Here is a 20,778-nt window from a genome sequence, read left to right as displayed (position 1 = left end):
ATTTACATTCTTACTCCGTATTTAATTGCTTGATAATCAACGATTTACTCTATATATTTTTCATCGGAACCATAGTGATATTCCGAACCGTAACCATAGTGATAACCATACCGATAGCCATAACGGTATCCGTAGCGACCACCGCTTCCCTCGGTTCCATTCAGGATCAGGGACATGTTCTTGTATTTTTTCTCCCCGTAGATTTTCTCCAGTTCAGCAAGCATACTCAGTTCAAGCAATCCTGCACGAACCACGAAAATAGTACGGTCAGCCAGCTTCTCGATTATCTGCGTGTCGGCCACCAGTTCGATGGGCGGACAGTCAATCAGCACATATTCGTATTGTTCCCTTACGGTATCTATTACCTGTTTCAGCCGGTCGTCGAACAACAGTTCGGTGGGGTTGGGAGGTATGGTGCCGACAGGAAGGATGTCCAGATATTTCTGTTTCGGATTGGTGACAATTATTTCATTGAGATTGTCAATCCTGCCGCCAAGATAGTCGCTCAACCCCTTGGTAGGAGAGTCGATATAGGATGACGCAGAGCCGTGACGCAGGTCACCGTCGATTACCAACACTTTCTTCCCTTTAATGGCAAAGCTCACGGCGATATTCATGGTCAGGAACGACTTGCCGCTGCCCGGATTGAACGAGGTCACGATGATGACATTCGATGCCTTATCCTTGCCAGTCATGAACTCCAAGTTGGTACGCAATACACGGAATGCCTCGTTGATGATGTCACGGCTGCCCTCCTTGACAACAATGGCCCTGACTTCCTGTGGTTTCTTTCTGAATATTCCTTTCTTCTTTCTTGTGAACAGCGGAATTTCACCGATGAACGGTACGGTTACGCTTTCCAGATCTTTTCTTCCCCGTACACGGGTATTCATGTTCTCACATATAAAGATAATGACTACCGGAATAAGCAGTCCCAAAGCACACGCGACCATTAAGATGTTTTTGCGCACGGGTGACATCGGCAACATGCTACCGTGGGGCGGGGCAACAATACGGGTATTGTAGGCCGTAAATGCCTGTGAGAGTTCGTTCTCCTCACGCTTTTGCAGTAAGAACAAATAAAGAGCCTCCTTTACCTTCTGCTGGCGTTCCACCGAGAGCAGGTATTTGGCTTGTGTAGGGTTAGCTGCTATACGTGATGTTGTCTGTTGCTCCGTCTGCCGCAAACTTTTTATCTGCGAATTCAAGGTTACTATCTGATTGTCGATAGACCTGATTATCGCCCCACGCATGGATGCCAGGGCCTGATCCATATCAACGACCAGCGGATTTTCCGTACTACTGTTCGCAACCAGGCTGTTGCGCTGCAACAGTTGTTTGTTGTATTCGGCAATCTGCGATTCAATATTGGCGCTTTCAATGCCGGAATTGGCCGGAAGCAGTTGGGTACGGTTGGCGTCATTGGACAAATAGTTCCGGATGTAGCGGGTCATGTAGAGCTGGTTGTTCAAAGCCAGAATCTGCGCATTCGTCTGGCTGCTCTGCGCCATATACATGCTCGAAGCCGCCTGCACGTCGGGTAACAGATGTTCGGACTTGTAGGATGAAATGTCCTCGTCCACGTTGCCCAGTTCCTGTTCGATTACGCCCAAACGCTCGTTGATGAACATCGAGGTGCTGATAGCGATCTGGTTCTTGTCCTTCACCCAGTTCTCATTATAAACGGAAATCAACATGCTCAATACATCCTCCGCCCGTTGTACAGAATTATCCCTGAATGACAGGTCGATAACTGACGCTTTCTCATTATTCAATGAAACGGACAGATTGGACGAGCAGGAGTTTACAGCATCATACAAACTGGATTTACCTACATACAATGTGTATGTCTCGCCTTTCACATAATTGGGGGTTGCATGGATAATGATTTTCCCTAATGGCGTAGTGATGGAGTCGAGCAAGCGGCCCTTTATATCCTTTCCGTCGAGCTCCGTCCCGTTACGTGTAAAGTCGGATAAGAGTAATGTGCTGTCTGGCTGTACTTCCAATGTAAACCCAGCCGATTCGTTTTCAGGAAAGTCACTTATCGTTACATCCACTGGTAATGTCAGTCCATAGGCCACCTGACGGTGGAATTTCCCCGGAACGAAGTAATTCATATCCAAACGAAATCGTTTAACTACCTCGGTCATTAAAGCCGGCGACTGAAAGGTGATGAGTTCGTTATTTACATTGGTGCTGGACTGGAACAACCCAAACTCCGAAAAGGATTCCAGATCCGGGGAGACCGACTTGCCTTTGGAATCCTCCTTGATCAACACCGAAGCAGTGCGTGTATATACGGCAGGGGTACACAGCAGATAGACAGCAGCAACACCTGTCGTTATCGCCAAAGACAGGACGAACCACTTCCACCTCGCGAGGCACAGGTACAACAGATCCTGTATCCGCAGGAAATCATCCGGCTGTCCCGGTTTTGTATTCTTTTGATTTACGGCCATATCAGATTCTATATTTATTTCACGATCAACACGGTAATGGTGGTCAGCAGCGAGGCCAACGATAACCAAAAAGAGGTAGACCGCACGTTGTTCCCATTGACTGTCGATTGTCTTGCCCTGACCGAGTTAGGTTCGACATAAACAATATCGTTCTGTTGCAGGTAGTACACGGGAGAAGCATAAAGGTCATATCCCGAATTCAGATTGACCCGGTACAGGGTCTTTTTGCCGTTTTCCTCCCGCTGTACCAGCACGTTCTCCCGTTTCCCGTAGACGGTAAGGTCCCCGGCCATGCTTAAAGCGTCCAGGAGCGTCAGCCTGTCCTTGTCGATATTGAAACGTCCGGGGTTGGCGACCTCACCCAACACGGAAACGGTCAGGTTCATGAATTCCACTGTTACTACCGGATCTTTTACGAGGTTTTTCGAGATCAACTCTTCTTTTATGCACAAGGCAATCTCCTCGCGTGTCATTCCCGCCACATGGATATGCCCCAGCACGGGAAAATCGATATTTCCATCCTTGTTTATCGTGTATCCTGACATTCCTTGATTGTTGGATGCTTCTGATCTTATACCGATTTGTCGGGATATAATCGGAAGGTTGAAAAGGTCCATCAACAAAGGGTCTTTGCTGTTGACCAATATGGAAATCTTGTCTTCGGGACGTACCCTGATTTCCAATGGATTAAGAACCTGCTCTGCCATACCCGGTTTCAGGTCCGTAAAATAAGCGACTTTCGGCGCGGCACATGATCCTAGCAGGGAAGCCACGGTCAATAAGAGTAAAATGTATCTGATTTTCATATTTCATTGATTTTTATTTGTTGGTTGCCTGTCTCGACTGAAGCTGTCCGATACGTTTCGTCAGTCGGATATTGGTGAAAGTCCATATCAGGATATCGACTAGTACGATCCAGTTTACATTCAGATAAAGGGAGAGAAGAATATTAAACAGTATGAATACGGTCGATACGGATATGACGATAATCATGACACTTCGCTGCTGCATTCCGACAGCAAGTAGTTTATGGTGGATATGGTTCTTATCCGGCAAGAACGGGTTCTTTCCGTTGCGTACCCGATGCAGATAAACCCGGACCACATCACAGCAAGGAATCAGCAGCGGGGAGAATGCCAGCACCATCGGATTTATATGTACCGTATTATCATCTGTCCCACACATAGTCAACTTGAGACTGAGAAGACAGAGCATCATGCCAACGGTCAGGCTGCCTGTGTCACCCATGAAAATCTTTTTTCCGTGCTCGGCATTCCCGAAAACATTGTAATAAAAGAACGGCACTAACACCCCTAATGTGGCGAACGCCAGCATGGCATATATATACTGGTGAAACATAAGAAAAGTCAACCCATAAAGCAAACAGGCAATACTGCATAGCCCGGAAGCCAGTCCGTCAATGCCATCGATCAGGTTGATGGCATTGATGATGAAGACCACGAACAGAATGGTCAGAGGATACCCCAGCCATAATGGAACCGAATGAATGCCTAGAATGCCGTACAGGTTATCGATATATATACCACCGGCGATAAGCATCATGCCGCACAGAATCTGGATAACGAACTTGGCTCGATAACGGATGCCGATCAAGTCATCGGCCATGCCAACCAGATACAGAACCATGATGGAGCAGAAGGCGAAAGCCAAGGGCCGAACATCGTTCTCGATTTCGGACAACATCTCCGAATGCCCCATAACCATATTGATCCCCAGCAACAAGGCTACGGTGAAAAACACTACCGGCTTGAATGCGATGCCGCCCAACCGGGGCACGGCACAATGATGAATCTTCCGTTCGTCGGGAAGGTCGAATAACCGCTTGCGGAAAGCGATCAACAAAATCTGGGGAATGATGATACCCGCACAGAACACACAGATCAGGAATGCAATACTGCAATTAACTATCCAAAAAATCATATTATGTCAGAATTTGTTCTTTACTTGTGCAAAGTCATGGAAGAGAAGAGAATTTCATCACCTCTTTTTTGTGCCATTCCTTGTACCGCTTCATCGAGATTCCTATCCCAACAAGTTCCCTGTACCCTGATACTTTCTTTCTGAAGATGTGATTTTTGCCGTAAGCCTGGAGTTCGTCATCCGAGATGCTGACCATTAAAACGGGAAATGGGTAAACTTTATGCCTGAGTACAGTTACATCGTGTGTCACGAACAGCTGACTCAATTGGTAGGCGGATTCTTCGAATGCGTGCCAATAGTCACCTGCTCCATACAGACGAATGAATCGTCCGGTTGTATCTTCTGTGTGAATGATGTCGAACAGGCATGTTTCGATGAGTTCCATCAATGGCATCCAGCAAGGCTCAGTTCCGGAATTGTAACCATTCATTACTTTCAAAAATGTTTCATCCGTTGTCGGGAATTAGCGTATATTCAATTTTACAAAGCCAGAAATGCAGGTTTTATCCTCATTGTAACATGCGCCGGGCTGTTCTGTACAGATGCATTTGTCAAAACAGATAACAGAAACCAGTACTCATCTTGTTCCGGAGCATAACCTTTAATATCCGCAGCTCGTCCGGCAGGTCATAATCAATGCACACCGCTTTAACTTTGGACCATATATCATCCAAAATAGAGTCGGGCTTACATATCATTATTTTATAATAGCCTGATATATTCGGGATTGACTTCCACCCCTACGGAAAAGAACTCGGGCAGCTCCACTAACAGACGTTTCGTTTTCGACCCGCGTACAGTCAGCAATTTTCCTTCATAACCGTCCAAAGGACCGCCTACAATACGGATGTGCCGTCCGCACATAGAGGGTGTCAATTCGCCAGGAAGATAATATTTCGGATTTTTCGACACACTTACAGCATGTATGAACCGCTCCATGTCCGCATCAGCGACAGTCATCGGATTTTTGTAACCACCTCCCTTCTGGAAACGATACTGTATCGTGGGATACTTTTCCACAAACGGATCAATAGCTTCCTGGGTATCATGAACAAAAAGCAAATCCTGGATAAAGGGAACTTCTTCCCGAGTCCGTTTGCCGCCATGAACACTCAACTGCTCTTTCATGGGAGTGAACACCTCGAAATGCTCGTTCAACAGTTGCTTGTATGCGGGCAACTTGGCATTGGCCCGTTTAAGGTCGCGCATCACGTACCAGCATGTCTGTTTTTCACCTTCCGAAGTAGCCATATTTTGGATTTAGGACAATTCTTCTAATCCTGCAAGATTGTAAATTATACTACATATCAAGCAGTTACAAACATTCTTTTCAAAAGCTGGAGAATAACTTCCCATGTCAGTATATCTGTTCATGTTTACACCATAAAAGATTCCGTTATCTCACACATGCACAAAATCTCTGAAGCCGTTTCCGGCTCCATCTTCTGCTACTTCTCTCCATAAGAGAAGTATTTGAATATAAAATTGGTTGTAATCAGCTAGTAAACAATATTTGTTTTATTTGCTTGGAAGACGATTCACTTAACAACTGTTGAGTAAAACCTATAACATCTGTTTGAAATGAGGCACTCGGTTGAAAATTATATCATTTTTATATTGTTATTTTCAGTGAATTGTATAATTTTGTATCCCAAATACTTCTCTTATGGAGAGAACGGAATTTTTGTCGAACAATCTCTCTATATAACTTACACTCAGACTTATTTGTAACAAAACCTTTTTTGCTTCATTATTGTTAGTCTGAACTTATCGGTCATACACTTCCCAATAATTAGACGTTTTCATACTATATATTATGTACCACTTTACAGCGCATGACGAGGATACTTGTTTTCATGCCAAATTTTTGTCACTTCATGCTAAGTAAGTCTAAACGGGTTTCAAATGGGCTACGTTCTGTAGATAAGGAGCAAGTTTTCTTTTACCCGCATTTAATTGCTTATTTCCTCTATAAACAGAGAAAAAATTTTTGTTTTCCCCAACAGATAGTAAGTAACTTAACTCTATCTGTTTATAGAGAAAGTATGGCGAAGTTGGAAGAAAGTTGGTTGACAGTAAATTGGTATATAGATTCCTTGTTTTTATAAATCAAGGTATAATGCTGGGTCCCCAATAACAGTATTTTGAGAGAAGATGTAGTATTTATCTGTATTTATCGCAACCGGATATTAAAAAATGTCCATGATGCTTGGGGGTTCCCCAAAAGTTGATAGTCGATTGAATAAGATTGTCAGCTGCGTTGAACCTAAATCGTTATCCGATATTATGCAACACTTAGGATTAAAAGACAGAAAAAAAATGCGATGAATGTCCATCTAACCTTGATGATTATTAGAGAGAGTGTATTGAAAAATGACAGAATCGGATAATCCTGCAAATCATTTTGATAGTAGGTATCCTAATTGAATTTTGTCAGACTGTCTATGACAGCTTATCTTCCGCAACGGAGCGGCATACGAAAGCCGGTTATTTATTTTGTTTTCCTTTTTTCTGGACGATTTCGTTGTGCTTTTCGACCAGTTCGGGGAAATTCCTTCTGATGAACTGCCCGAACGAGCAGTCGTTGAACCCGAACCGCCTGGCCAACGACTTCACGCTTTCGGTTGTCGTGCCGTACAGGTGCATGGCCTCGCTGTATTTCTCCATGCTGCGGCGGGACACCGCGCCGCCCGTATCCGTCCTGACCATTCCCTTCCGGGCATACAGTTCCGGCTCGTGTTCCTTCAGGTAGCTGCGGAACGCTTCGGGTTGCAGCCCGAACTCGGCGGCGACCTGTGCCGTCGGCAGCCCGCTTTCTTTCAGCCGGCGGATGGCTTCGGCATATTTGGCCTTTGTCGCGGGGTTGTATTTCCGGACTTTAGACCAGTCCACTAGCCGCCCTTCCTCGTAGGGGATATTCTTCCGCCTGCATACCAGGTCCAGATGCCACCTTTGCAGGTGCTCGTAGAATCCCTTCTTCGACACTCCCGTCTTCCCGGCTATCCGTGCGGCCGACATGGGTGTCGTGGCATACAGATGCACCGCTTCGGCATACTTCTCCACCAACTCCGGAGAGGGGGCGTGCACGGTACCCCGACCGGTGATTTCCCCTTTCCGCTGCCGTCGGAGAGCCTTCTTGCGTATCCTGATGCGCCGCTTCACCAGATCCTTATGGTAGAACAACAGGTGCTGTTCCAGTCCGGTATAGGAAAGCCCGCAGGAGTCGGCAACCTCCGGCACCGTGACATACGAGTTACCCTGCAAGAGCCTGACGGCCTCAGCATACTATTCCTTGCAGGAGCGGCGCGTGCCGCGCGGCAGCCCGTCACCGATACCCAGCCAATCGCGCACCTTCTCGCGCCATTCGATTATCTCGGGGTAGTGCGTACACGGCTGCCTGCCCAGATTCGTGCCTTCCAACCCGAATTTACGTGCAATCCGATATGCTCCATGCTCCCGCACGCCTCGATGGTATCCTTGTATTTGACACGGGTAGCGGGCAACTGTCCCCGGAGCTGTCCCAACTTAATCTGCCCGGCCTCTTCTTTGCTGCACAGTATAGCGTAACGGGCCAGCACGAGTTCACGGTGGTACTTGGTCAGGTAACACCGGAAACCCGATTCTGTCACTTCGCAGATACGGCATATCTCACAGCCGGAAAGCTCCGTGGAAGCGTACATCTCGATCGCTCGGCGGTATTTCTCCTCCGTCTCCGGCCTGATGCCCCTGAAACGGTTGCTCTCCTTACTGTCTTTTCCGGATGTCTTCATAGGCTTTCATGAGGCATCTTTCAGGACAACCGTTCTTCCACCTGCTCGAACGAAGCGTCCTTGAGTATCACCCGTTTTTCCGCATCGAGCAGGTAAAGGGTGGGCATCGCCTTGAGGTCGTACACCTGTTCGCGGGTAAGCCGCTGATCGGCATCATAACCATCTATCCAACCGGCGGGAAATTCCGCCTTTTCCCACGCGGGGGTCTTGCCCTCCACACACACGGAGAGGAGTTTCAGACGGCCGGACTCCAACAGGTCGTTCACAACCGGGGACAGGGTGAGCAATTCCTTCACCCGGCGGCAGTCCTCGCAATCGGGGTCGTTGAAATAGACGAGCACGTAACCGGCCTTTATGTCGGAAAGCCTTCTGCTTCTGCCGTCGCGGCAAACAACGGTGAAATCAGTTGCCACGTCTCCCGGGCGGTTTTTCAACGCCATTTCCAACAGGTGGCGGGGACGTATCCTGTCCGTCTCTTCCAGTCCGGGATGATTGACCAAGGCACGCAGAAAGAGGATATGCAGTTCCTCGTCGTGCATGGGAGAATTGGGTTCGTACAGGTACTTGTCGCCCAGCGAGATGAAATGATAGAGCATTTCCCTGTCGGCCAGGGCGCGGCGGAAAAGGGTATCGACCGCTTCCTGCGCCTTGGGAGTATAGGGCAGTATGCTGATGAAGTCCACAAACGCCTGCTCGGTGATTTCGGGGCGGGATATGAGTGACGTATCGGCAAAGTCGAAGTGGTCCCAGTAGTGAAGGGAAAGGTAGGCGGCACGGTCGCCGGGTGCCGTCAGCGTAACGGGCATGTCGGGCAAACGAAATTCCCTTGTCTTCTCCTGTTGCTTTTGGGCATACGCGCAGGATACGATTCCTGCACAGAAGAGACACGCGAAAAAGGTAAGGTTCAAAATTTTCATGTTTCGTATCGTGTTATGAAAAACTCCGGACGTGGAAGCGGCCGGAGTTTCCGTTTGTATTATTCAACCTGTCAGTTCCCCAATGTGAGTATCACGTCATCCTGACTTTTAAACAACTCAGACAAACTTTCGTATGTGCAGTGGTAAACCTTGCCGTTCAGTTTGTAATGGAACTGTACCGGATTGGTGTACCAGTCGAAGGTGTACTCCTTGCGCAGACGCAGTTCGTACCGACCATCGGCAGTCACGGTGACGGCACCGATACGGCTGCTGTTGCTGACACGCTCGAACGCGACAAACGCACTGGAAGGGATCGGTTGCAGGCTGCCGGATTCATCTTCGTAGTAGATGTTCCCGCCCATCGACTTGTTCGTCACGCGGAAGGTCTTGGAGTAGAACACGACCTTTTCCTCGTTGGAAGAGATGACGATGTCGCCCGCGCTCACGATGCTCTTCGTGGTGAAGTGCAAGGTCTTGCGTTCTCCCGACTGGTTCACGTTTTCACCGGGGGTATTATCCTCATTAATGACTTTCGAACCAGAGAAATAACTCCGTTCCGTCTCGCGGTCGGAATCCACCTTATAGACAAATCGTCCCGAACTTGCCTCGTAGAGTTTATCGTCCAAACCGGCATTGCTGCCCAATGCCAGCATGGGTGCATCGATATAGATTTCAAACTCCTCACCGAACGGGTCCACGGAATTGCCGTCCGAACCGGCAAAACTGGTTATGTCGATGGCGATGTCCACCGGTTTACCGGGTTCGTAGGTCCATTCCAACGGCGTAAGAAGCTCGGGCACTTCCTCGGTTTTTCCTTCCCTGTCCGGTTCTTTTCCTTGCTCACCTTCATTGTTATAGTTCAGCCTTGCCCCGAAGCGGAACGGGTTGTAATTTGCCAGCTCGAAGGTGACACTGCGGTAGGAATTGCCACCATATTCATTATTAACGCCATTATTATCTTCTGGTAACACCGCATTGGTTCCATTTATGTTAGAAGCTATGCATATGACCTCTGCACTTTTGGGGCGGTTGGATTTCATATAGATGGAGTACTTGCCAATACTACCGGTCGGTCTGTTGAGTATCTCCTTTTTCGGCTTGAACATCAGCATGCGTCCTCCGCTGGGGTTGTTGGTTTGCCACCACGCAGCCGATTCATCGGGATAGAATGTACAGTCGAACGCATCTACACCGGCCTGGCCTGTTTCATTATCTTCATAATAATCCAGATACCGCGAATAGAGCAGGAACTCATCCTTTTCTCCTGCATTGAATGGATCTCCTTTTTGGTGATCTTCCAAATCATCACCTGTTTTTTCCCGTAACTGCAAATCAAACTGTATGTTGGCATGTCTTTTCTGCGGCACCAGACGGTAAAGAATCAATTCATCATCGGGGTAACCCTCGATACCACCGCCCTGAGCATTGTAGGCTTTCAGCCCTTCCACCGTGATGGAGTTGCGGGTGTTGGAGTAAGTAAATACCCGTTTCATGGTCTCGAAGTGTTCCGCCTCGATATAGAGATGTCCCTGATAGTCCTCATTTTGAGACAGAATATTATGGAAATAAACACGCTGTACCCCGGGATGTTCTACGATGTAGAGATACTTGTAGTCCGGTTCCGGAGTGATGTCTCCGCTGCTGTACCAGTCTTTCTCGCCATCACGGACCACGGTAAGAGCCATGCCCGATTCCGGACGGATGTCAAGCCCGCCGACGGATATGTAAACCTTCAGCGGGAAGAGTTCCGCCGGGGCGGTCTCGGGGACGGTAAACATCACCGTCACGTGTGAGCGGTCCTTAGTCGGGTCTGACTGATCTATTTCGCCATAAATTTGTGTGTCCACCCACGAGGGGGCGAACGACTGTTCCTTCACCAGGATGACCTTTATCTTACGCTCCAACCGTCTGTGCTTCACGAGCAGGGTACCTTCCAGTTTTTCATTGGCACCCATTGAAAGCAGATTAATAATAATCGTGCCTCTGCCTACGCCATCGTCGCCAATTTTAAAAGTATTTGCAATTCCCTGCTGAGCCACGAGGTTGTCTATCCATGTCACCTCCGCCTTGTCAGCTTCTGTTATTTTTTTTCCGTCTTTGCCTTTGACGGTATATGAAAGCGTATATGCACTGCCGGCAAGCTCCGAGCCAAGCACGTAGTCGGTCTGTTCGACCGTGAGGATATATTCGCTGTCCTCCACCTCGTTCACGCGGTCGGAAATGGAGATCCACACGTTGTTCGTGGCAGCCGCCTCCAACGCTTCGGCAAAAGTAGTCTGCCCGAAAGAGAGTCTACCTGTAATATTCAACTGGTAATCATGGTTCCGCCTGATGAGTATCTGGTCTCCTTCCTCATCCACCAGCATCACGCGGTAATAGCGGTCTTCCGTATCTCCCGCATTGCGTCCATACAAGACGATGCTGACCGGATCGTCCGCACTGTTCTCACTCTCGAAAATATACTGTCCCATATTCGTGGTCACGTCCGTCACGTCGCTCAACTTGGCATCATTGGCAGGAATCGTGACGAAATCATCGTTCAGCCAGTCGGTTTCGGTGAAATTGAATCCTTTTTCAGGATGGTACGGAGCTACCGTACCGAACGCATTCGTATTATAGACCGCAAAGCCTTTCACTGTAAAATAGCCATTGTCTTCAGGGGCATTGACAGATACCTTGGCATGGTTGCGGAGCATTGTTATGCTGTTCCCTTTACCGCTCATCTGTTGGGCGATGGTCTGTTTCTTCAACTCATCGGTGGAATTGTCACAGGCGAAACGCGCCCAGTAGATCATGCGTCCGGACGAGCCTTCGAGCAATGCCATCACTTCCGCTTCCGACTTGCTGCGGAACTGATCCTGCTCGAAATCCGTCATCACCTGATTGGCGAGGAAATGCACGGTCCGGGTGTTCTCGGGCACTTGGGCCTGAAACGTACCGTTGCTAACATCCGTAGAAATGACCTCTGCCGTTACGGTCGTAATAAAGAGTCCGTAACTGTCGAAACAGAACAGCGTCATGTCCTGCACGCCGCCACCGTCGGGGTCCACCGCACGGGTGGCCACCTTCTCCATGGCCGGAACATCTGCGCTGAACCGGAGCGCCACATAGCCTTCGCGGGCTGCGGGTGACGGGTCGAACCACTCGTCCTCCCGGCAGGAGACCGACAGTACCGCTATGGCGGCCAAAGTCATGATCGCATGTATCCATCTTTGTATCATATTCTTATCCATATAAGTCCTCCTTTCTATTTACCGGTTTTCTTATCGTAGGCATCGCGTATGCAGCGGATAGCCCGGTCACTGGGGGATGATACTCCGGGTTTTGTTACAAGTCCGGAGGCGCTCCAATATCGGTCACCTGCAAGCACCTCGTCCATCACATCTGAAGCATTCTGGTATTTATAAATGATATTTATCTCCTCCCTTGTAGGCAAGCGCCAGTCATCATATACCGTTCCGTCTCGAGCCACCTCCACATATTGTTTGCAATGATCTGCAACAGCATCAAGTTCATCCTGAGCATTTTCATTTGAAATCCCAACTACAGCTCCCAACTGTGAGGCAAGCATGAATGACGGTGATACCAATACGGCATTGTCTGCACCGGGGTCAGTCTTGCCGTCGGTAATACGGGGGCGTCCCAAAGTGTATTCGCTTGAGGTGGCCGTAATGGTCACATGGTACATGCGGTGATTATTCAGACCAACAGATGCGGTTGATTCATTGTAAGTATATGTATAAGGTTGGTATCTGCTTCGGGTTTCTCTCCAACGCGCATATTCGATATCGGATAAACCGTCATCATCAACTGATACCACCACTTTAGAACTAAAGAATCCGGTTCCGTTCTTGCTGTAATTCCACCTATTATTCGAAGTGCTCCAAGAACACCCGCATATCCAAGCATTATCATTGTTATAAGGGACTTGTGCAGAACTATATTGTTGTCCCTTGTTTATTGCCTTTCCTGCCAACCGTTCCCAAGTAGTGACACCACGGGTTCCGTCTGAAGCAGTACTCACAAAATCATCGCGATAGGAATAATATCCTTCCACATTCGTGATATAGGTCAGCGGATACTGCGCCACCTTCACTTGACGCTTGATGCCTTCCTCGTTTTTAACTGTAAACTCGATGTATCTCACGGCGTTGTTTCCGGGTACGGTGCCATAGACATCAATTTTGCCGGTGATGTTTTTATCCGGCGTAATCCGGATTGTACATTCGTTTTTCCAGTTAGGTTGATAGCTACTACCGGTATTTTCGCCCCATACGTCCGGTTCTTGTCTTTCATTGATGATTTCCAAGTCCTTCTCCTGTCCGAACTTGTCGATATAATAGACTCTGTCAATAGTGGCTGTTACAGCCGATGAAGAGGCAAACTCCAGCGTCGTATTATCGTCGTCCATGTTGTGCATCTCTATCTCGTACTCGTTCAGCGTAAGATATGCCGGACGCTCGTCCTCGCCACCGACATTTACCTGCTTATTCTCCCAATCGTACACAGAATAGACTATGCCTGTCAAAGGAACCGGTTCCGACGGGTCGCTGCCTCCCGGGGCATCAACCGTCACCGTGACTTCATAGCAGGTGTTACGGTTCAGCATCTTGCTCTTGCTGACCGGAATCTGGTAATAGCTGCTCGGTAGGTATTCCTGCGCTTTTCCGGTAGGTTTACCTGCTGCATCACGGGGGGTATTGTACATCGGAATGTTTACGATGAGACGCACCTCCTTCTCCAGTGTAGAAGCATTTACCCACGTATGCGCATAGGCATACGCCGTCACGGTAATCAAATCCGGAGTCCAATCAAAATAATTGCCGCCGAGTAAATCGGGGGTTCTCAGCTTGGCAGTTTCCGCATCCATATTGTTGGAAGGTAACACGGAGGTGGAGTATGGCATGTTACGCAGGTAGTATCCCGGATTAGTAGTGATAGTGGCATCCGGTCCGTTATTATCAAATGTCACGTGCTCGCCGCTGCTTATCTTAACCACAATCTTGGCTGCGGCACGGCGCAGTGTCACCTGCAACTCCGTATCGTCAGCCCTTTCTCCGTTGTTCAGCTCGATGGCCGCAGCCGTTTCAGGTTCTGATTCCCCTTTCGGGTAGGCTATGCCGTCCATCAGGAATGTCTTCGGTGCATCGGTAACGTCCAGTCCGGTCACGTGGATACGTTCGTCTTCCTGCGTCATTCCCCGGAGTTGGATCAAATCGAAGTCTTCGGCATCGAACACATCTACCTCCGCCGTGCTGTTGGCTATCAGATATACCCAGTATGCCTCATTGGGGACGAAATCGCTTCTCTTGGCCGCCAAGGTGATTTTACCGCTGCCGCCCGCACTGCCACTTACCCGTTCGTGCCATTTTTTATTTCCGTTCTCCTCAAAAATCAGCACGTCGAGATGGCTGACTGTCACTTCCGCACCTGTGGCTTGGACGGTGGCGCGGCTCACGGGCAGCGATGCGGAGGCGAGGTCGAGTATGATACTGTTTCCGTCTCCTCCCACCCCGGTAACATGCAGTGTGTCATACTTGTCGCAGGCGGTAAAACCCACTGCCGCCAGACAACAGAAAACAATATGATATAATAGCTGTTTCATAGCTCATCAATTTTGAGTTTGAGGTACTTCTACTTGTCGGATCACAATCGTCTCGGCAAGCGTGCTGCCTTCCCATTTTAGGTTGCCGGTCAGCCCGTTAATCAGCAGCATGGAGGTTTCGTCATCACCAAGCCAACTCGGCCTATAACTGATACCCAGACTTACGGTTTCACCTACATTCTCGGCTGACAATGCCCTGACCCGTATTTCATAAGCCTCCGGGGAAGCCACCCACATGTCGGCATCTGTAATCTCCGTCTCGTTCTGGTAAACCGATACCTCGAATTTTCCGGGATTGTCGAGCAGCGTGGGAGTCCACTTCTGTCCGGCGGGAGCTGTCATCTTGAAGCTGAACGAGTAACTTCCGAGCGCGGAAGTCTTATCCGGATTATAATAAACTTCCGGTTGGGGATATTTACCTCCTTCGGGAAGCGAAGAGCCCACCCACGGTGCGATCGGATTGTCGTAACTCGGATAGTTAAATTCAATCGGGTATGTTTCGCCCTCCCAGTCTGCCACCGTGTATTCCACGGTTATTTTGCCGTCGTTGTGCATCAGGCAGCATACCGTGTAATAGTGGTTCCTCTCAATCGGGGGCAGGTAAACCAGCCCGGTGCGTGCAGCTCCGTCGTACTCGTATTCAATTTGAAGGACGTTGCCTTTCTCATCGCCCGGGACGTTCCAAGTGTTGCTGCCCCACGGGTTTTCAAACGGATAGTAAGGTGCGTTCAGCACGGGGGTATAGTTTTTCGGATCCTTCCGCTGCTCGTCGGTGATGTTGTTAGCCAACTCGGCAGTTACCGCATCCTCAATCACTTTCAAGGGAAAATCCCCGGAGATGCTCGTTATGTTCTTCAGCGTTTCATCGCTCTGCGGCATGAGGTAGTTGCGTGTAAGCGTACCGGAAGACAGCATGGTCAGTCCCGTTATCCGCAACTCGCCGGTCTCGCCTCGCGGCTTGGCGGCAAATACGCCGAGTTTCCCCATGGGGCGTTGCAGCTCGAACTTGATGTCGGACTCAATCAGGGTATGTCCGGCATGATTAGGATCAGTCGGGGTTTTATCGCTTACTTTCGTGAAGTCGAGTGTTGCCGACAGTTTACAGAACATCGGCAGGCCGTAGGTTGTTATGTCCCGCAATTCAGTGAACCAGAAGTCGTTCAACTGGTTTTCCGATGTTGTCTCAGACAACGATGCGGGGGCCTCCGAACCTTGAGTCCGCATGGCCCCTTCGTTTGCCACGACGTAAAAGTCCATCTGCTGTGTGGTAGTCGAATAGAAAGTGAGATCCATGAAGAACGTGTGCGGAAGGTCTGTCACGTTGTTTGTAAAGTAATGACCCGCAGGCCGACCGCCCACGAAAGCATAGACACGGAGCGTATGGATGGCAGACTCTGCACCGGCAGGCGTGCCGTCGGTTTCGCTGACGGCGCGTGTCCCCACGTTGAGGCGCACCGCCACGTCGTGCCGTTCGCCGAGCGAGGCGGCATCTTCCTTGACACACCCGAAAGGCAACAAGCCACAGCATACCGCTGTAACCGCCCAATATAATATTTTTCTTGTATTCAGCATATTCTTTTCGGTTCGGTCTTAAAACTCAGGTTTCACTTGTTCGATGTACCATTCGGGTACGCTTACCGTGATTTCTCCCGACTTGAACTCGAAGCGTATCGGGATGAGCACTTCGTGTTTGGAACAGTCGATAACGGGATTGTCGGCAAGGAACTTGGCGAGGTTGACTTCGGCCAGCGTCTCCCCATCAAGGGCGGCGCTCAGGCGGACGTTCACGTTCTCGTGGTCCTTGTGACGCATTATATTGGTACGGGCCGTGAGCAACGCTTTCCCGGCCTCGTATTCGGTTTCAAGCAAATAGTCGGTCGCTTCCCCGCAGGCCCGGTTCTCGAAATCGGTACAGGGCGAGACTCCGCATATCTCAAGCACAGGCATCGAGCCTGCGCGGTTTCCCGTGACGGGAACTCCGGCCACTTCCACCAACAGATCGTAGTGAGAGCTGGCGAACTCTATGATTTTGGTCTGGTCCTCCCCCTTGTGGGCGCTGTACGGCAGCACGGTATAGGAGGTGGAGGCATAATAAAGCGAATCATTGCCGGCAACCTGTTTCTCGTCGAAATAATCCCCGGCGGCAAAGAGCATCCGGTCGTAGTCGCCCGTAGCGATGCCATCGACCTTCGTGTGGTGGGTGTTCCCCAAGCAGACAATCCGGTAATCACCGTCAGCGAGCGGGGGAAGCGTAGCCGTGCGGCCCTTAACTTGTTCCTCTGGTAAGATACTCGAATTGACGCATCGATTCTCTGCATCGAATACGAACATTTCCACCCGGCAAATCTTGTCGGGGAATATCTCCGTGGTGCCGTCACCCTTGTAACTGAGCAACAACTTGTTCGTGCTCAGGCAGTCGTCCAGATCCTCACGGATGCAGGATGTGGCGGCTCCGGCGAGCAACGTCAGGCAGAAAACAATATTCGTCAATTTCATATTATATATGTGATTGAAGTGTTAAAGGATACAGAGGGCGGAACTTTCGCCCTCTGTATCGGGTTATCAATTGTTAAAATTCAGGAGTAACGGGAACTACTGTCCAGTTTGCTACCTTTACATTCAGTTCTACACAACGCTCGGGCTGATCGAAATCTTCATCCGAGAACGAGTAGAGAACCCGGTAAATCTTTCCGGAATTGAAAGCATCTGCAGATGTAAACAGACCGCGCAGGTAAATCGGCTCTACCGCTCCGCTTGCAGTTGTTCCATGCAATGTCAACAATAGTTCTGGATTGTTAGTTGCATTATTCACATGCGCCAACCCGTAGGTGATAATATTTTGGGCATTCTCACCGTTAGCGCCTTCTACCAAAGTATCACCGTTCGGATCCTTTGATTCGCCTGGATTCAGGCTCAACACGTCGGCTTCAGATGAAGACAATACGTCTGCCCATGGAGCTTGTGCGCCATTAACCCAAGTCCATATTTCAGAAGATGTGGGGTTGTCGAAAACCTTACCAGTCTCAGACGGTGCTTTCGTTACAAAGTCATACGCCGTGTAGTAGTGATTCAACGCTATTTTCTCCAACTTAACAGAAGTGTATTTGTTGGTAGCGGGGGCTTGTGCCATCTGGTACTTGAATCCGTAGATTTCGAAACGGGATACGCGCGGTTCCAGGGTTACACTTGCCTGATAGACATTCTGGTGGTCTGCGACGTCCGGAGCGCCACCTTCTACCAGGTCATCTTCCCCGTAGAGGGTATAGGTAGGATGTCCGGTTTCAGTATCATTCGGTACATCTTCAGATTTGTTTGCAAGGCTTGTGTATTCGATATTCCCTTGGTTACCAACTACAACAACCTTGACTGTTGTATAGGGCAAGAAGTGGTAGGTAAGGTCTTTACCAATTGCAGTTATATCCGCCCAATCTTGGTCATCAGTGCTGGAAAAATAAGTTTTTTGAACTGTCCCTGCCGGATATTCGGGAATGGTTACTTCTGTTCCGGAAGCATCCAAGAAGAATACCTTGAAGTTGGTCAATTCTACTTGTGAGTTATTCTCCATGGCATCACCTACAGAACGAACTTTCGGAGAAGGCGTGAGGTTTGGCAACTTGATTGTCACTCTCTTGAGCGACTTGTCCATAGGGGCATTGATCCCACTTTCGTTCTTGTCGCAAGAAACAAGAACCATTGAAGCTGCTAAAGCTGTCAATAAAAAACTCTTGATTTTCATCTTTTTGTTGTTTAAAAATTAATAAAATGGGTTTTATATCTTCTCGTTTATGGTTTTCGTCTATAACTGGTCAATGACCTGCCGCACCTCTTCGAGGTTATGCCGGGCCGTCTCGGAACCGGCCTCCGCGGCACGCCGGAAAGCGTCTTCGGCCTTGTCATACAGTCCCGCTTCGGCGTATGCCACGCCGAGCGTAGTCAGCAACCCGGCAGATTTCGCGGTGACTTCCGACTTTTCGAGCAGCTCCACCGCCCTGGCGTACTCCTCACGGGAGATGGCATTCACGGCATTCTCGTTGAGCGCGGCGGGCGATGTCGGAAAATAGCGTACTGCGGTGGCCATCACCTTGTCGTACTCGGGCGTGCCTTTCCCGTAGGAGCCGGCCACCTTGTACATTTCCGACAGGCTCAAGAGATCGGGACGCTCATCGACCATGCGGCGCGCCTCTTCGAGGTTGAAGTTGCGCACGTTATACTCGATGCGGTACTCGTTGCGGCGCAATGCGGGGTATATCTCGGTGAGCAGCCTGAGGTAAATGGTCGGCGGTACGAGTTTCTGGAGCTGTAACTCGCAGAAGTCCCGTTCGTCGGGATAGCGTTCGATGACCTCATATACCTCGTCGCGCTTGAGCAGGTTCGGGAAGTCGCCGAGCGTACGGATGAAGCCTTCCCAGTCCTCACCTTTCCAGTCCACGTGGAGCATGTCGGGCGATATGCCGTCGTGACGACGGATATAGTCGGCCAGTGCCTTGGCGCGGTTCTCGGAAAGGGTCATGTTGTGCGCCATGCTGCCCTCGGGAGAGGCGTAACCGGTGATGTAGATGCCGATAATCTTGACATCGGTATTCTTCTTTACCAGTTCGATGGAGTTGGAAACGGTGTCCAATTCGGCACGGTTATCCTTGAACCCGGGCAGTATCTTGTAACTGTCCTGCCGGAACTGCAACCGTGCGGTACGGGTCTCGGCACGTACCTTCACCGGTTCGGGTTCCGGGGCTATGGAATCGAGACGGTAATCCGGGATAAAGGTGGGCAGTATGCCACTCCACAGACCTTGCTCGGCCTTACCCTCGCCGCAGTTGGTGCAGCCGTGTACCTCCTCGCGGATCTCGACCCGTCCGTCGAGCATCCATCGCTCGTAGGGGACGGAGGCCGCATAGTCATACTGTTGGTTCTTGCCGCCGTGACGTATGATAACCTGTGATGAATCGTTGTGAAAAGGCGGGAGTTCCACGCTTTCGAGGCGTTGCGCCCTCAAATAGACCTTGTGGCGGGTCTTGCCGTCGATGACAATCGGGGGAAAGGCGATTTCCCGGTTGCCGTCCGCCGACACGAGCACGGGCGTCAGCGCCACGGTGTGCTGCGTGCGGATTTTGGCCTTGCTCAAATCCACGGACATCGTCAGCTCGACCGAGCGGTCCCGCTTGACGACACCTCCCTGACGGATTCCGATCGAGGGCAGGTAACTGGTTTCGTTCTCGGCATGCAGCATCACGGGGCTACCTGCCAGTATCAACAATAGTATGATATATAAGCGTCTCATAGTCGTTTCCTTGTTATTTGATTATGTATATCAGAGAGATGCCCGCCTTGGTCGGGCCAAAGTAGTGTTTATTCTGACTGCCCTTGAACTTTCCGCAGGTGGCGCACTCGTACTTGTCGTAATTCGTGTAGATGTAGCCCAGACCGATCGTGGCTTCGAGGTTCCAACGCTTGCCCAGAATCCACGAGTAGCCGTATGAAAGCCCGACGCCCGTGGCCCAGCCCTGGTAACGGTGGTCCTTGGTGGATTTGCTTTGGAAAGGGATTCTCACGCCGCTGATGTTGTAGAAGGCGTAGCCGCTGTGCAGACCGAAGAAGTGGCCGTTATAGCGTTCACAGAGCCAGTAGCGGAACTCCGGCATCACCAGCCAGTGCTTGATTTTCTTGTTCTTGTCCTTATTCAGCGTCCACGGGTTGTAGGCACCCGTGAGGTCGAGGGTTGTGCGTTGACCCAACCCAAATTCCAGACTCAAGTTGGGCGTTGTGGTTGACCAATACAGCAGATTGGTCTTTGCTGCTATATCCTGCGCGTTGGCGGTGCCTGTACACCAGCAGACGGCAAGGAAAACACCGAGGATCAGTTTTTTCATATTTTCCTTCTTCTTGTTATCTCATTTGAACCGGCAAAGCCGGCACTTTGTTATCAATCATGGGGACTGTGGTCCCGTGTTTTTTTTCATTTTTTAGAGGGAAATACCCCGCACACGATTTATATTTCTCTCTTTAAGAGAAATACAAAAGGTTGGTTCTGCTTGTAATTAGCTGATATTCAACTATTAATAATTTTAAGAGGAAAGGCAAAAGCT

Annotated in this window: 15 protein-coding genes; all 15 read right to left on the bottom strand. The window is 49.7% G+C overall.

From position 1 onward, the window contains the following. Positions 1 to 44 precede the first annotated feature (44 nt). The 15 genes from D8S85_RS16390 to D8S85_RS16320 all read right to left on the bottom strand — a co-directional run bounded on the left by D8S85_RS16390 (position 45) and on the right by D8S85_RS16320 (position 20,562). The gene (locus tag D8S85_RS16390; protein WP_004293531.1) at positions 45 to 2,462 is read right to left on the bottom strand and encodes a GumC family protein; all 2,418 of its coding nucleotides are present in this window, start codon (positions 2,460 to 2,462) and stop codon (positions 45 to 47) included. A 14-nt stretch (positions 2,463 to 2,476) separates the two neighbouring features. After that, positions 2,477 to 3,268, bottom strand: a complete 792-nt coding sequence (locus D8S85_RS16385; RefSeq protein ID WP_004293532.1) for a polysaccharide biosynthesis/export family protein — start codon at positions 3,266 to 3,268, stop codon at positions 2,477 to 2,479. Positions 3,269 to 3,281: 13 nt separating this feature from the next. Continuing rightward, positions 3,282 to 4,403: an MraY family glycosyltransferase gene (locus tag D8S85_RS16380; RefSeq protein WP_004293533.1), complete on the bottom strand. Its 1,122-nt coding sequence runs from the start codon at positions 4,401 to 4,403 to the stop codon at positions 3,282 to 3,284. 34 nt (positions 4,404 to 4,437) lie between these two features. Further along, entirely contained in the window at positions 4,438 to 4,833 is a 396-nt protein-coding gene (locus D8S85_RS16375) for a hypothetical protein (protein WP_004293534.1), read from the bottom strand. A gap of 272 nt (positions 4,834 to 5,105) precedes the next feature. After that, on the bottom strand, positions 5,106 to 5,654 hold the full coding sequence (locus D8S85_RS16370; RefSeq protein ID WP_004293535.1) for a UpxY family transcription antiterminator: 549 nt from the start codon (positions 5,652 to 5,654) through the stop codon (positions 5,106 to 5,108). A gap of 1,236 nt (positions 5,655 to 6,890) precedes the next feature. After that, the gene (locus tag D8S85_RS16365) at positions 6,891 to 7,643 is read right to left on the bottom strand and encodes a hypothetical protein (RefSeq protein WP_004303991.1); all 753 of its coding nucleotides are present in this window, start codon (positions 7,641 to 7,643) and stop codon (positions 6,891 to 6,893) included. A 128-nt stretch (positions 7,644 to 7,771) separates the two neighbouring features. Next, the gene (locus D8S85_RS16360) at positions 7,772 to 8,173 is read right to left on the bottom strand and encodes a hypothetical protein (protein ID WP_004293537.1); all 402 of its coding nucleotides are present in this window, start codon (positions 8,171 to 8,173) and stop codon (positions 7,772 to 7,774) included. A 20-nt stretch (positions 8,174 to 8,193) separates the two neighbouring features. Continuing rightward, entirely contained in the window at positions 8,194 to 9,090 is an 897-nt protein-coding gene (locus tag D8S85_RS16355; protein ID WP_120096608.1) for a DUF5106 domain-containing protein, read from the bottom strand. Positions 9,091 to 9,161: 71 nt separating this feature from the next. Then, positions 9,162 to 12,323, bottom strand: coding sequence for a hypothetical protein (locus D8S85_RS16350; protein ID WP_240648711.1), 3,162 nt, complete (start codon positions 12,321 to 12,323; stop codon positions 9,162 to 9,164). Positions 12,324 to 12,337: 14 nt separating this feature from the next. Continuing rightward, positions 12,338 to 14,695 (bottom strand): fimbrial tip adhesin FimD, encoded by a 2,358-nt coding sequence (gene fimD / locus D8S85_RS16345; RefSeq protein ID WP_120096611.1) that lies wholly within the window; start codon positions 14,693 to 14,695, stop codon positions 12,338 to 12,340. Positions 14,696 to 14,701: 6 nt separating this feature from the next. Beyond that, complete coding sequence (locus D8S85_RS16340) at positions 14,702 to 16,267, bottom strand: fimbrial protein (protein WP_120096614.1); 1,566 nt, start codon at positions 16,265 to 16,267, stop codon at positions 14,702 to 14,704. Between the two features lie 18 nt (positions 16,268 to 16,285). Next, on the bottom strand, positions 16,286 to 17,191 hold the full coding sequence (locus tag D8S85_RS16335) for a FimB/Mfa2 family fimbrial subunit (RefSeq protein WP_007750260.1): 906 nt from the start codon (positions 17,189 to 17,191) through the stop codon (positions 16,286 to 16,288). Between the two features lie 73 nt (positions 17,192 to 17,264). After that, on the bottom strand, positions 17,265 to 18,431 hold the full coding sequence (locus tag D8S85_RS16330; RefSeq protein ID WP_118944680.1) for a hypothetical protein: 1,167 nt from the start codon (positions 18,429 to 18,431) through the stop codon (positions 17,265 to 17,267). Positions 18,432 to 18,491: 60 nt separating this feature from the next. Beyond that, on the bottom strand, positions 18,492 to 19,973 hold the full coding sequence (locus D8S85_RS16325; protein WP_008860763.1) for a DUF3868 domain-containing protein: 1,482 nt from the start codon (positions 19,971 to 19,973) through the stop codon (positions 18,492 to 18,494). Between the two features lie 13 nt (positions 19,974 to 19,986). Next, entirely contained in the window at positions 19,987 to 20,562 is a 576-nt protein-coding gene (locus tag D8S85_RS16320) for a DUF3575 domain-containing protein (protein WP_008860764.1), read from the bottom strand. Between the last annotated feature and the right edge of the window lie 216 nt (positions 20,563 to 20,778).

The organism is Butyricimonas faecalis (assembly GCF_003991565.1).
GTDB lineage: Bacteria > Bacteroidota > Bacteroidia > Bacteroidales > Marinifilaceae > Butyricimonas > Butyricimonas faecalis.
This window is presented reverse-complemented; position numbering and strand designations above follow the sequence as displayed.